Raw genomic sequence first — 11,803 nt, forward strand, 5'->3', positions numbered from 1 at the left:
TTAAAGTCCATGCCGTTTATGTCGAAGAGTAGAGTAAAGGGATTGTCTTTAATGCACTCGGTGGCCTTTGCTCCGTACCGTTTGTGGATGGGGGCGCATTGGGACACGGGGATGCCGTGTTCCTTTAAAAAGGCGATGAGGCGCTTGACCTCCATCTGGCGGGTGAGGGCCTCGCGCAGGCTCTCCATGGTCTTCTTGCCGAAGCCCTTGAGGCCGGTTATCTTCTCCGGGCAGGTTTCGATGACGCTTAAGGTCTCGGCGCCGAATCGTTCCACCAGGGTTCGGATCTTGGGGGTGGAGAGGCCCTTGACCCCCAGGCGCTTGAGGTAGGTTTTTATCTCCTCCCCGGTCTCGGGAAAGATCAGCTCATACTCGCTGATGCGGAACTGATCGCCGAAACGCTGGTGTTTCTCCCAGGTTCCGGACAGGCGCAGCCGGTCTTCCAGGTCGATGCCCGCAAGGGTCCCCACCACCGTGATGGTGACCCCGGTGTCGTCGGTGACAAGGTCAGCAATGGTGTAGCTGTTGTCTTCATTTCGGTAGCGGATGCGCTTGATGCGTCCGGACAGGGTGATGGTGTTCATGGAGCTGCCTTGCTACGAGCCCAAGGTGTCTAAGACCCAGCGGATCGCGTCGAAGAGGGTGTCTGCCACATGGTCGGGGCGCTGGCCTTCGGCGTCCAGTGCGGCCAGGGCTTTGTCGGGGTTTCCGGTTCGTACGAGCACGGTGGCCGCGCACCCGGCGGCTTTTCCGCAGAGGACGTCCTTGGCGCTGTCCCCGACCATCACCGAGGAGGCGGGGTCGATGCCGTGGGTGTTGCAGGCGTCGTAGATGAGGCCGGGCTTGGGTTTCCGGCAGGCGCAGCCGTCGTCCGGGGTGTGGGGGCAGAAAAAGATGCCGTCCACCGAGCCCCCGGCCGCTTCAATGCCCGCTGTCATCTTGTCAAAGATGGCCGAAAGGGTCTCTCGGGTCACCCAGCCCCGTCCGATGATCGACTGGTTGGTGATGACCATGGCCGAGAGGCCGTGGGCCTTCAAGGGCAAAGGCCTCGGGACTTCGGGGAAGAAAGTGGAACTCGTCCACGGCTTTGATGTAGTCGGGGGAGTCCTGGTTGATGACCCCGTCGCGATCGATGAATACGGTGGTGATGGGCATGCGAATCTGTCCTATAGGGAGAGGATAAAGGCCTGCGTAAAGCCGTCTTCCATTAAGCGGAGTTTCAGGTCCACGGCGGCTTCCCGGTTGAGGAGGTGTCCCACCACCACCCGGTTGAGGCCGTCTGGCCCCTCCATGGCTTTGACGGGAAGGAGGCTGTACCGGTCGGTAAGGCGGGCTGCGTAAGCCTCTGCATTGCTCCGGCTGCTGAAGGCGCCGACCTGGACACCGAAATCACCCCGGGTAAGGGGCTTAGCCGCAGCGGTTTTTTTGGGCTTCAGCGCCGTGACGCGTACCTTGGCCGTGCCGGTGCCCACCATGCCGATGGCATGGGCCGCTTTGTTGGAAAGGTCGATGATCCGCTTGCCCACAAAGGGGCCGCGGTCGTTGATTTTCAAGGTGACTGTTTTGCCGTTGCCCAGGTGCTTTACCCGGACCATGGTTCCCAGGGGCAGGGTCTTGTGGGCGGCGGTCATGGCGTGCATGTCGTAGGTCTCGCCGCTTGCCGTGGGCTTGCCGTGGAACTTGGGGCCGTACCAGGAGGCGATGCCCACCTCGTCGTACCCGTCGGCCGTTGCCAGGGGTTGGTACCATTTGCCCAGGACCTTGTAGGGACGGGGAGCGCCGGCGGTCCGCGCGGGCTGTTTGGTGGCACATGCCGAGGTCAGCAGGAGGAGCGCTGCAAGGAACAGGGTGAGAAGAGCGTGTTCGGTGCGGTTCATATGGTGACTCCTTGGAGATTCGGAACGTGATGGAAACCGTGTGGTTGTGTCGGGCGCTGGGGCGTGCGGGGAATCCTTTTTCCCATGGGAGGTGTTTCTGCCCGGGCTTTTATCTCAGAAGGGTCATATCACAGGTTTATACCCGGGGGAAGAAGACAGGGCCAGGCCCCGTTCGGAAAGGAAAACACGGCGACGCGGATAAGGCGGAAAAAATGAGGCGGAATCCGTGTGTGCGAATGCTGAATTTCCAGTGGCATGAAGGCATGCAAAGTCCCCTTGGTTTCGACTGGATTTTCTTGTGGCAGGTTTGATCCGGGGGACGTGTTATGGTAGGTTGATACGCAATTATACACTGTCGGCAAAGGCTGTGGGGCGGGCTGAAACATGGCGCGTCGGCAGTGATACTAACGTTTTATTTTTCTGGTGATTATGAACAGAAGAGATTTTTTGAGGCTTGCTGCCGCAGGTACCCTTGGGTCCATGGTCCCGTCACCGGCTTACGCTGCGTGGATGTCCGTGTTCAAAGACGAGGTGCAGCCCATCGATGACCGGTACATCAAGGATTACCTGAATAAGATTGAGAATTTTGACGAAAAGCACACCGAAGATATCTTTCTTCGTGCCGATCAGAAAGTGACCCTCAAAAGCGCCCTGAGTCGCCTGAAACGTATCCAACGCATCGTGGGGCACGGTCACTTTGCCCTGTTGAGTTTCGATGGTGCCGTGAAAACGGCCAAAGCCTACACAAGCGTGGGGCGGTTCACCAAGAAGGAGCTGGACTTCATGGAGATGATCTTCTATGAGGACAGCCTTCTCTACGGCTTCATGGGGGACAAGCCCCTGAAGAACCTCACCGACACCATTGACGAACCCAAAGCCGTCAAGATTCCTTACACGGGAAACTACCTGTATAAGGGGCTGCCCCTTGAGATGTACAAGAAAATCAAGAAAGACATCGGGGATGACGTTATTCTCACCTCGGGCCTGCGAAGCGTCACCAAGCAGTTCATGCTCTTTTTGAGCAAAGCCCACAGCAACGACGGCAACCTTTCCCTGGCCTCCCGCTCCCTGGCTCCCCCGGGATACTCCTTCCACGGCGTCGGCGATTTTGATGTCGGTCAGGTCGGGTTCGGGGTGCTCAATTTTACGGAAAAGTTCACGGACACCCCCATCTACAAAAAACTCGAAGATTTGGGCTACATCAAACTCCGGTACAGCAAAGGGAATTACCTCGGGGTCCGTTTTGAACCATGGCATATTAAGGTAAAGTTGCAATCATGCTGAGATTCATCGTACTAGTCGTTTGCGCCATCGTATCAACGTCGGCGGCCTTTGCATCATCCCTGGAATTTTCCGTCCACAAGATGGAGTCCGGGGTTCCCGGAAACACGATCCTCATTGTCGGGGGCATCCAGGGCGACGAGCCGGGGGGCTTCAACGCCGCGTCCATCATCACCACCCATTACACCATCACCTCCGGCAGCGTCTGGGTGGTTCCCAACCTCAATTTCCTCAGCATCATCAAGCGCTCCAGAGGCGTCTACGGGGACCTGAACCGCAAGTTCGCCGATATCAAGGAGAGCGACCCGGAATACGGCACCATCGAAAAGATCAAGAAACTCATCTTAAACGATGAGGTGGACCTGGTGCTGAACCTCCATGACGGAAGCGGGTTTTACCGCGACACGTACATCGACAGACTGCGCAACCCCAACCGCTGGGGGCAGTGCGTTATCGCGGACCAGGATGCCCTGGAGGGGGTTCGGTTCGGCAACCTCTCGGAGATGGCGACCCGAACGGTTGAAAAGGTCAACAATGCCCTTCTCGATCCGTCCCACACCTACACCTTCATGAACACCAGAACCCGTGAAGGCAACGTGGAGATGGCCAAGACCCTCACCTACTTTACCATCCGCAACAACAAGCCCGCCTTCGGCATCGAGGCCAGCAAGTCATTGCCCACCCATGAGCGGGCGTATTACCACATCCGCGCCATCGAGTCCTTTTTCAAGGAGCTCGACATCACCTACCAGAGGCGCTTTGACCTGACCTCTGCCGGGGTGAAGCACGCCATCAACGACAACGTGAGCTTTGCCCTCAACGACAAACGCATCGTGTTGGACGTCAAAAACGCACGGAACAACCTGCGGTACATCCCCTTGAAAAAAGAGAACCCCATGGAGTTCTCGCCGAGCAATCCCCTCATGGCCGCCGTGGATACCGGCCAGGGGTTTCGGATCTATTACGGAAACAGGCGCGTTACCTGGCTGCACCCGGAGTATTTCGAGTACGACACCTCGGTTGATTCCGTTCAGATGACCGTGGACGGGGTGAGCAGGCAGGTGGCCTTCGGGGAGATTGTCCCGGTGCGGGAGGAGTTCACCGTGGACCCCACCTCCGGGCTGAGGGTCAACGTCATCGGCTTTACCCAGAAGAATATCCGCAACGAATCCGGGATTCCCATCTCCCAGCGCAACATCCAGCGCCGTTTTTCCGTGGACAAGGCAGGCATGCTCTACCGGGTGGAGTTCTACAATCAGGAGAAGTTCTCCGGCATGGTCCTGGTGGATTTCTCCAAGGAGGCCCTGGCCAGGCAGGAAAATACCCGGGATCAGGGGCCTTCCGGAAAGCTCGTGGGAGAACTCGACGACGGGACCGCTCCCCATGATGCCCATGGCGTGTAATCACAGGTGAGCCTGCGGGGCCCTGTTTGGGGTGCTCGCAGGCTTTTTTCTCTTGTGCCCATTCGGCTTGCCCCAGGCGGGCCGCTTTTCGATACATGCCCGTACATTTATAACCGTCGGCTCGCTGATAACGTTCAGCGGAGCCGAGACGTTCATAAGACCTGTTTATCAAACTTTTTAAAAGTTTGGCCCCCGGCAGGGCCGCCGGAGGCTGTTTTTCATAGCTGACACTCAGCTGCTTAACCCTGCCTTGTTTCTCTTCTCTCGTCATCACTCCCATAACCGTATCTTTCCCGTGTCGTCATGTTGGCCGATGGGGTCCAGTCATTCAGCACGGCACTCATTCAATACAGGAGGCCGCGATGTCAATCAGTGTGTACATAGGAATCAGCCTGGACGGCTACATTGCGGACAGGGACGGCGGGCTGGACTGGCTGCAGTCCGTGCCCAACCCGGACAACCTGGATTTCGGGTGGGCGGATTTCATGGAGGGCATCGACGCCATCGTCATGGGGCGACGGACCTTTGAGGTGGTCTGCGGCTTTGACTGCGACTGGCCGTACAGCAAACCGGTGTATGTCCTGAGCCGTACCCTTACGTCGTTGCCGAGGGGGTACGAGGGGAAGGCCGAGCTGGTTGGAGGCGCCCTTGCAGAGGTTGTGAAGACCCTTCACGGCAGGGGGCATGGCCACCTCTATATCGACGGCGGCAAGACCGTGCAGGGGTTCCTGAACGAGGACCTCGTCGATGAGGTGACCCTGACCACGGTACCCGTATTGCTTGGGGGCGGCACCCCGCTGTTCGGTGACCTTCCCGAGGCCATGGCCTTTGAGCATGTGCGCACCGATGTCCATCTGGGTGCCTTGGTGCAGACCCTTTACCGGCGCAAGCGATAAGATTTTTACGTCAGCCTTACAGGATACGTTTGCCGAAGAGGGAGACGGCCAGTTTAACGGCCAGGGTGGCGGTCTGGTTGGAGGTGTCCATGATGGGGTTGATCTCCACGATGTCCATGGAGCTCAGGAGGTGGGAGTCGGCCAGGATCTCCATGAGCAGGTGGGCCTCCCGGTAGGTGAGGCCTCCGGGCACCGGGGTGCCGACCCCAGGGGCACCGGCGGGTTCCAGGCTGTCCATGTCCAGGCTCACGTGGAGGCGTCCCAGGTGGGAGAGGCGGGAGACGGTTTCCCGGGCCACGCGGCTCATGCCCATCTCATCGATGTCCCGCATGGTGAAGGTGGTGATGCCCGAGCGGGCAAGGACCTCTTTTTCCAGGGGGTCGAGATCGCGGATGCCCACCAGGACCACCTGATCGGCCCTTATCTTGGCCCCGCTGCGCCCGCAACAGACCAGGGCCTCATGGCCGTTGCCAAGGAGGATGGAGAGGCTCATGCCGTGGACGTTGCCCGAGGGGGAGATGGCCGGTGTGTTGAAGTCGGCGTGGGCGTCGATCCACACCACCCCGCAGGGGGCGTCGTGGGTGACGCCCCCCACGGACCCCACGGCAATGGTGTGGTCCCCGCCCAGGAAGATGGGGATGGTGTCGTCTTCAATGGCTTTGCGGGCCTGGTCGTAGCAGGCCGACGAGGTCCGGGCGATTTCGGCCACGGTCTGTACCTCGGGCACGGTGTCCCGCACGGGCACGTGGATGTTGCCCCGGTCTTCCACGTGGTAGCCCAGGCGGGCGAGGTGCTCGGCAAGGCCGGCGTACCTGATGGCGGCCAGGCGTCCACCCCGCGGCGGGGCTGGCCGAGGTCGATGGGGACGCCGATGATGCGGATGGTCTGGTTCATGGGATCAGGTTGTTGGCAAGGTTGATCATAAAATCCTGCACATTGGTGAGGATGGCCGTGGACTGAGCCGACCCCCGGTTGGCCAGTTTGTCTGCGGAGAACTCGCTGATGTCCACCACGTAGAAAAAGACGGGGCGCACCGTGCCGTCGTCCAGGACCCGGTAGGACGGGGTCATGTTGCCGAAGGCGATGGTGTGGAGCTGGGTGGCCAGGGTGATGACGCAGGTGGCCTGGGCGGCAAAGACCCGCATGCGGTCCTGGGCTTTGCCTGTGTGGGTCTCCACCTCGGGCAGGGGGCCGTCGTCCCGGATGGATCCGGCCAGGACGTAGGGCACCCCGCAGGTTTCGCAGGCGTGCATGATGCCGTCGGTGATGCCGAGTCCTTCAAGGGCTGCGGGGATGGAGCCTGTTCTCCGCACCTTGTTGAGCAGGTCCAGGTGGTGGTAGTGGCCCAGGGGCTTGAGCTCCCGGGTGTAGATGTCCTGGCCCAGGCCCGTGCCGTAGACACCGGCCTCCATGTCGTGGGTGGCCAGGGCGTTTCCGGCCATGAGGGCGTGGCAGTATCCCTCCCGGATGATCCCTGCCATGGCGTCTCTGCTGTCCTTGTCAAAGGCCACGGCCGGGCCCAGCACCCAGGTGATGAACCCCTCTTTTTTTTCGTGCCGGAGGATGTCGTAGAGGTGATCGTAGCTTCGCGAGAAGGGGGTCTCCCGGCTGCCTCTGGTCATGAAGGCGAATTTTTTGGACGGCCCCTGCCTTGCAAACAGTAGTATGATATCGACACTCTCCCCTCCTCTCCCCGGCCCACCACCACCCTGTCCCCTTTTTTCAGTCGCCTTGCCTCCACGGCCTCGGGTGTTTCCCCGTCCATTCGAATCACCGTGTCCATGCGGTTTTTGTGCAAAAGGACCCAGGTCCCCGGGGCGACGTGGACGTATTCGGGGTGGTTGCTGGTGGCATGAAAATCCGTGCAAGACGCCGGATGCGGGCGGGTGCCTTTTCCGTGGTGATCACCGGGGCGGAGGCCAGGGGCTCTGCGGAAAAGTCCGGGGGGATGTAAGGGGGGATAAGATCCATGGCTGCCTCGCTCGTTGGGATGGCGGTTGACATGCTCAGGTGATCGGAAGGGGTGGCGTCGCGTGACACCGGTGGTGATGATCCCTCACTATACCACCGGTTATCGGCACGGAAAACGAAAAAGGGGGCGCAAGACCCCATGCCATCTGTTGACATTTCGAAACGTTGAGTCATAATAAAAGGACTTCTTGTCTTCTTTTTTTACGCATTGCTTGCCTGGTTTTTGTCTTACGGTGTACGGGGCACTGCCCCTTTCCGGCCGGGGTTTCCCGGTTGCGACGTATCTGTTCGGATTCTCAGTTTTCCCCCCACTTGATCGGGGCGCAAGTCGCCCTTCATTTACTTCTCAGTCATCTTATATCGGATTCATGACATGTTTCGTGCCGGGAGGGTGCGATGACGATGGTCCGTTTGGTTCCCTTTTGGGTTTTTCTGGCCTTTGCTTCCCAGGCCCTGGGGCAGGGGCTTGTGGTGTTTCCCTTTGACGCTCCGGGCAGGCCCGAGGCAGAGGTTTCCTATTTCCAGGAGATGCTGGTGACCCATCTGGCCCGTGGGTTTCGGCTCTTTGAAGGGGACGGGGTGAACGCTGCCCTGGGGCTCTGTGGCGAGGACGAGGCCTCGGTTGCCGATTGCCTGGCCCTTGTGGGGGAGGTGTTTGAGGCCGAACTCGGAGCCCGGGGACGTTGGGCAGGCACCGGCAGCCGGGGCGATTTTTTCCTGGAGGTGGTGGACCTGGGCACCGGCAGGGTCCTTTTCTCCCAGCGGGATGCAGACCGGCAGCGATCCGCCCAAGAGCGTCTTGCCGCCCTTGCCTCAGGCGCCCGGGTGCGGGTGGCCGGGGAGCCGGAGGCAACGGTTGCCGTGATGCCGGGCATGGTGTTTGTGAGGATTCCCGGGGAGGATACCCCTCCGCTTTACCTCCAGGCCAGTGAGGTCACCCAGGCCCAGTGGCGCATGGTGATGGGGTACAACCCCTCGTGGTTCATCGCATGCGGAGACAATTGCCCGGTGGAGAGCGTTACCCGTCGTGAGGTCGATACCTTTGTGGCCCGCATGAACATCATGGGCCTGGGGCGGTTCCGCCTGCCCACCTCCGGGGAGTGGCAACGGGCTCTAACCCTTTCGGGGCCGGAAACACCCTGCCTTTCGGGGAACAACTGCGTGGGGTACGAGGGATATCCCTGCGGGGCATGGATCCAGGGCGGTGCCCGGTGCGATCGGTGCGGCCCCAGGCCCGCCGGATCCGGGGCCGTGGCCCTGGTGAACATGGTGGGCAATGTCTGGGAGTGGCTGGGTGATCCCGGCAACGGGGGTTCCCCCGGCCTGATTGTGGGGGGAGGATGGGCCGACGCCCCCGGGGACGCCGGTATGGTTCTCCGTCCCGTTGCCTCAGCGCAGTTTTCAGCCGATGACGTGGGCTTTCGGCTTCTCCTGGAAAGGGAGGCGATGCATGCAGGGGATACACATTGATTTGCCTTACCAACTCCTTTATAATATAGCCCATCCTCGATACCTCACCAACGATGCCGGTTCACGCCGAATCCCTTCGGCCCGCCGTGCCGACATGAAGGAGGGACCATGACCTTCCAGACCATTGCGTGCTGCACCGATTTTTCCAAAAACGCCGATGTGGCGGTTCGCACCGCTGCAACCCTTGCAAAGAAATTTGATGCGGTCCTGGAAGTGCTTCACGTGGTACCGCCCCCTGTGAACCCCGTGGTGACGGATTTCGATAACCCCGTGTTCACCTCGGTGACCTTTGACGACAGCGTGGACAGCAACCTGGTCCTCCAGGTGGAGGAGAAGCTCCAGAAGCACTATGCCGCAACCATCCCCGGGGGGGTGAAGGTCCGGTACGTGGTTTTGGACGGCCATGTCTCCACGGAGATCCTCAACCATTTGGACGAGTCGGGCTGCGACCTCGTCGTCCTGGGCTCCTATGGCCTTTCCGGCATGGGATTGGTGATTTTCGGCAGCATCGCCAAACGCGTGGCCCACAAGGCCAGCTGTTCGGTGATGATTGCCCGGCCCTCGGAAAAAGACGCCTGAAGCCCCCTGCGGCTCTTTGCAGGCCGACCCCGCGACCCCGTTGAGTCATACCTGAGACGCCCCTTTGGCGTTCGCCCCATGCCCTTGTCTTCCCATCGGCCTCAGCAGCCGGAGAGTTTTTTGCCCATCCACGCCCTCGGTGTCACTGAGACATGAGTCACCCCAACACACAACCCACTTGTTTTTTTCAGGGGAGGTACCCATGGAAAACCCCTTTACCGCTTATATGCCCATGTTTTCGGAAGGGGCCGCCCTGATGCAGGAGGCCCTTGCCTACCAGATCGATTTCGGGCAGCGCATGACCCTTTTCCTCGACACCAAAAGAGAGCAGGGCGACAATTTTATAGAGGAGAACCGCAAAGGACTGCCCCCGGTGCTTCACTTTGACTACGAGGTGATCTTCAACGGACGCGACTTGGACAATCCCGTGAATTACTCCCTGGCTCGCATCACCCCTGAGGAGGGGCAGGAGATTGCCCCGGACGCGCGGCCCGTGGTGATCATCGACCCCAGGGCCGGCCACGGCCCCGGCATCGGAGGGTTTCGCAAAGAGTCCGAGGTGGGCATGGTGATGCGCAAGAACCATCCCGTCTATTTTCTTATCTTTACCCAGGAGCCGGTGCGGGGCCAGACCCTGGCCCATGTGTTCAAGGCCCATATTGAATTTCTGAAAGTGATCCGCATGTTCCACCCCGAGGCGGAACGTCCGGCCATCATCGGCAACTGCCAGGGGGGATGGGCCGCCGCCCTCATCGCCGCGGACCGTCCCGACATCACAGGTCCCCTGATTCTTAACGGGTCACCCCTTTCCTACTGGGCGGGGCGCGACACCCAGAATCCCATGCGTTACCGCGGGGGACTTTTCGGCGGGGTCTGGCTGGCCTCCCTCTCCGCGGACCTGGGCAACGGCCTGTTTGACGGGGCCCAGCTGGTCTGGGGCTTTGAAGACCTCAACCCCTCCAACAGCCTCTGGAAAAAGGATTACAACCTCTGGCAGTCGGTGGACACCGAAAGGGACCGGTACATCTTCTTCGAACGGTGGTGGAACGGGTTTGTCTTCATGACCAAGGAGGAGATCCAGTTCGTGGTCCGGGACCTTTTTGTGGGCAATCGCCTGGAAGAGGGGCAGGTGGAAGGGGGCAGCGGCGAGATCGTGGATTTGAGGAAGCTCAAGGACCCGGTGATCCTGTTTGCCTCCAGGGGAGACAACATCACCCCACCCGAGCAGGCCCTGGGATGGATCGAGCGGGTCTGGGGCTCGGTGGAGGAGATCAAGGCACGCAACCAGATCATTGTGTATCTCCTCCATGAGGAGGTCGGGCACCTGGGCATCTTTGTCTCGCGGAAGGTGGTGGAGCGGGAGCACAGAGCTGACTCGAGCTATCTGAGTGCCAAGCGCCTTGCCCCGGTCTCTATGAGATGGTGATTAAGGAGGACGGCGAGGCACGCTTCGAGGTGCGGGACCTCTCCCATCTGCATGGGGGGGGCGGTGACTATAACGCCCGGCCCTTTGAGCATGTGCGCAAGACCTCGGAGATGATCGCCGAACTTTACGAATCCGCTGTGAGTCCCTTGATGAAACCCTGGGGCACGGAACTCACCGCCACCCTGATCCGGGAGAGCTCCCCGTTGAGGCAACGGCTCTATGCCGTCTCCAGCATGAACCCCGCGGCCCGCGCCGCAAGCGCCTGGACCCCTTATGTGCGGGAGCACCGCATGGAGGCCCCGGCGGACAACACCTTCCGCAAGGTGGAGCGTGCGTGTTCCGATGCCCTGGTGTCACTCCTCGACGGATACCGGGACCTTCGAGACAGCACCTGCGAACTCCTCTTCTACAGCATGTACGACAACCCCATGGCCCACTTTTTCTTTCAGGAAGCCGTGGATATGCCGGACACCCCCCTGGATGTGGGGGTCGGGGCCCTGGATGAGAACGGCGGGGACCACTGGATCTCCCGCATGGTGGAGGGGGGCTTTTTCCAGGGGCTGATGCGCGGGCTGGTGGCCCTGGGCCGCGTGAAGCAGGTGGTGGACAAGCAGGAGCTGGTGACCCTCAAAGCCTTGATGAAGGGGCGCAAACACCTTCAGGACATGACCAAACGGGAGGCCAAAAAGGTGGTGGGTGAGCAGGTTCAGTTGCTGAATTTCAACCGGGAGCTGGCCATCAGCACCTTGCCGGAGTTGCTCCGCACCCCGGAAGACCGCCTCACCGCCCTGACCATATTCCGGGCGAGCCTTCAGGGCCCGGGTGGTGAGGATCCGGCCGCAAAGCGCCTGCTAAGTCATCTGGAAGAGTTGCTCAAGGACCGGCAAACCCTGTGAGAGC

The 11,803-nt window shown here is 60.4% G+C and carries 13 protein-coding genes and 1 pseudogene; 7 read left to right on the forward strand and 7 right to left on the reverse strand.

What is annotated here, in order from left to right; genetic code table 11:
• Nucleotides 1-8 precede the first annotated feature (8 nt).
• The 3 genes and pseudogenes from ACOYW1_RS30415 to ACOYW1_RS30425 all read right to left on the reverse strand — a co-directional run.
• Nucleotides 9-584, reverse strand: a pseudogene (locus ACOYW1_RS30415) (YrrC family ATP-dependent DNA helicase); the annotation flags it as partial.
• 12 nt (nt 585-596) lie between these two features.
• Nucleotides 597-1,037 carry a D-glycero-alpha-D-manno-heptose-1,7-bisphosphate 7-phosphatase gene (locus ACOYW1_RS30420; protein ID WP_482420913.1) on the reverse strand — a complete coding sequence of 147 codons (441 nt, stop codon included), beginning with the start codon at nt 1,035-1,037 and terminating at the stop codon, nt 597-599.
• Between the two features lie 129 nt (nt 1,038-1,166).
• Nucleotides 1,167-1,877, reverse strand: coding sequence for a septal ring lytic transglycosylase RlpA family protein (locus tag ACOYW1_RS30425; protein ID WP_482414488.1), 711 nt, complete (start codon nt 1,875-1,877; stop codon nt 1,167-1,169).
• Nucleotides 1,878-2,306: 429 nt separating this feature from the next.
• On the opposite strand from ACOYW1_RS30425, the gene ACOYW1_RS30430 reads away from it, so the two are divergent.
• The 3 genes from ACOYW1_RS30430 (at nt 2,307) to ACOYW1_RS30440 (ending at nt 5,457) form a co-directional block, all read left to right on the forward strand.
• A complete protein-coding gene (locus ACOYW1_RS30430; RefSeq protein WP_482414489.1) occupies nt 2,307-3,161 on the forward strand; it encodes a D-alanyl-D-alanine carboxypeptidase family protein in 855 nt (284 codons plus the stop codon).
• On the forward strand, nt 3,155-4,561 hold the full coding sequence (locus tag ACOYW1_RS30435) for a M14 family metallopeptidase (RefSeq protein WP_482420914.1): 1,407 nt from the start codon (nt 3,155-3,157) through the stop codon (nt 4,559-4,561). Before ACOYW1_RS30430 ends, ACOYW1_RS30435 begins: the two co-directional genes overlap by 7 nt.
• A 362-nt stretch (nt 4,562-4,923) precedes the next feature.
• Nucleotides 4,924-5,457 carry a dihydrofolate reductase family protein gene (locus ACOYW1_RS30440; RefSeq protein WP_482420915.1) on the forward strand — a complete coding sequence of 178 codons (534 nt, stop codon included), beginning with the start codon at nt 4,924-4,926 and terminating at the stop codon, nt 5,455-5,457.
• 16 nt (nt 5,458-5,473) lie between these two features.
• Here the strand turns inward: ACOYW1_RS30440 and rocF are convergent, their stop codons facing one another.
• The 4 genes from rocF to ACOYW1_RS30460 all read right to left on the reverse strand — a co-directional run bounded on the left by rocF (nt 5,474) and on the right by ACOYW1_RS30460 (nt 7,428).
• Nucleotides 5,474-6,226 carry an arginase gene (gene rocF, locus ACOYW1_RS30445; protein ID WP_482420916.1) on the reverse strand — a complete coding sequence of 251 codons (753 nt, stop codon included), beginning with the start codon at nt 6,224-6,226 and terminating at the stop codon, nt 5,474-5,476.
• A gap of 121 nt (nt 6,227-6,347) precedes the next feature.
• Entirely contained in the window at nt 6,348-7,079 is a 732-nt protein-coding gene (locus ACOYW1_RS30450; protein WP_482420917.1) for an ornithine cyclodeaminase family domain, read from the reverse strand.
• On the reverse strand, nt 7,076-7,240 hold the full coding sequence (locus tag ACOYW1_RS30455) for a hypothetical protein (RefSeq protein ID WP_482420918.1): 165 nt from the start codon (nt 7,238-7,240) through the stop codon (nt 7,076-7,078). The genes ACOYW1_RS30450 and ACOYW1_RS30455 overlap by 4 nt, the downstream gene beginning before the upstream one ends.
• Nucleotides 7,228-7,428, reverse strand: coding sequence for a hypothetical protein (locus tag ACOYW1_RS30460; RefSeq protein ID WP_482420919.1), 201 nt, complete (start codon nt 7,426-7,428; stop codon nt 7,228-7,230). The genes ACOYW1_RS30455 and ACOYW1_RS30460 overlap by 13 nt, the downstream gene beginning before the upstream one ends.
• Before the next feature lie 396 nt (nt 7,429-7,824).
• On the opposite strand from ACOYW1_RS30460, the gene ACOYW1_RS30465 reads away from it, so the two are divergent.
• The 4 genes from ACOYW1_RS30465 to ACOYW1_RS30480 all read left to right on the forward strand — a co-directional run bounded on the left by ACOYW1_RS30465 (nt 7,825) and on the right by ACOYW1_RS30480 (nt 11,799).
• On the forward strand, nt 7,825-8,898 hold the full coding sequence (locus ACOYW1_RS30465; protein ID WP_482420920.1) for a formylglycine-generating enzyme family protein: 1,074 nt from the start codon (nt 7,825-7,827) through the stop codon (nt 8,896-8,898).
• Between the two features lie 108 nt (nt 8,899-9,006).
• Entirely contained in the window at nt 9,007-9,477 is a 471-nt protein-coding gene (locus ACOYW1_RS30470; protein WP_482414495.1) for a universal stress protein, read from the forward strand.
• A 202-nt stretch (nt 9,478-9,679) separates the two neighbouring features.
• Nucleotides 9,680-10,903, forward strand: coding sequence for a DUF3141 domain-containing protein (locus ACOYW1_RS30475; protein WP_482420921.1), 1,224 nt, complete (start codon nt 9,680-9,682; stop codon nt 10,901-10,903).
• Entirely contained in the window at nt 10,897-11,799 is a 903-nt protein-coding gene (locus tag ACOYW1_RS30480; protein WP_482420922.1) for a DUF3141 domain-containing protein, read from the forward strand. Before ACOYW1_RS30475 ends, ACOYW1_RS30480 begins: the two co-directional genes overlap by 7 nt.
• The last annotated feature ends 4 nt before the right edge of the window (nt 11,800-11,803 follow it).

It is taken from the genome of Desulfoluna sp. CYM3A (assembly GCF_056829965.1).

What these genes read in the sequence shown, in the direction of transcription:
- ACOYW1_RS30425 (WP_482414488.1), bottom strand. Translation starts at nt 1,877, where the DNA reads ATGAACCGCACCGAACACGCTCTTCTCACCCTGTTCCTTGCAGCGCTC.
- ACOYW1_RS30430 (WP_482414489.1), top strand. Translation starts at nt 2,307, where the DNA reads ATGAACAGAAGAGATTTTTTGAGGCTTGCTGCCGCAGGTACCCTTGGG.
- ACOYW1_RS30435 (WP_482420914.1), top strand. Translation starts at nt 3,155, where the DNA reads ATGCTGAGATTCATCGTACTAGTCGTTTGCGCCATCGTATCAACGTCG.
- ACOYW1_RS30440 (WP_482420915.1), top strand. Translation starts at nt 4,924, where the DNA reads ATGTCAATCAGTGTGTACATAGGAATCAGCCTGGACGGCTACATTGCG.
- ACOYW1_RS30450 (WP_482420917.1), bottom strand. Translation starts at nt 7,079, where the DNA reads ATGACCAGAGGCAGCCGGGAGACCCCCTTCTCGCGAAGCTACGATCAC.
- ACOYW1_RS30455 (WP_482420918.1), bottom strand. Translation starts at nt 7,240, where the DNA reads ATGGACACGGTGATTCGAATGGACGGGGAAACACCCGAGGCCGTGGAG.
- ACOYW1_RS30460 (WP_482420919.1), bottom strand. Translation starts at nt 7,428, where the DNA reads ATGGATCTTATCCCCCCTTACATCCCCCCGGACTTTTCCGCAGAGCCC.
- ACOYW1_RS30465 (WP_482420920.1), top strand. Translation starts at nt 7,825, where the DNA reads ATGACGATGGTCCGTTTGGTTCCCTTTTGGGTTTTTCTGGCCTTTGCT.
- ACOYW1_RS30470 (WP_482414495.1), top strand. Translation starts at nt 9,007, where the DNA reads ATGACCTTCCAGACCATTGCGTGCTGCACCGATTTTTCCAAAAACGCC.
- ACOYW1_RS30475 (WP_482420921.1), top strand. Translation starts at nt 9,680, where the DNA reads ATGGAAAACCCCTTTACCGCTTATATGCCCATGTTTTCGGAAGGGGCC.
- ACOYW1_RS30480 (WP_482420922.1), top strand. Translation starts at nt 10,897, where the DNA reads ATGGTGATTAAGGAGGACGGCGAGGCACGCTTCGAGGTGCGGGACCTC.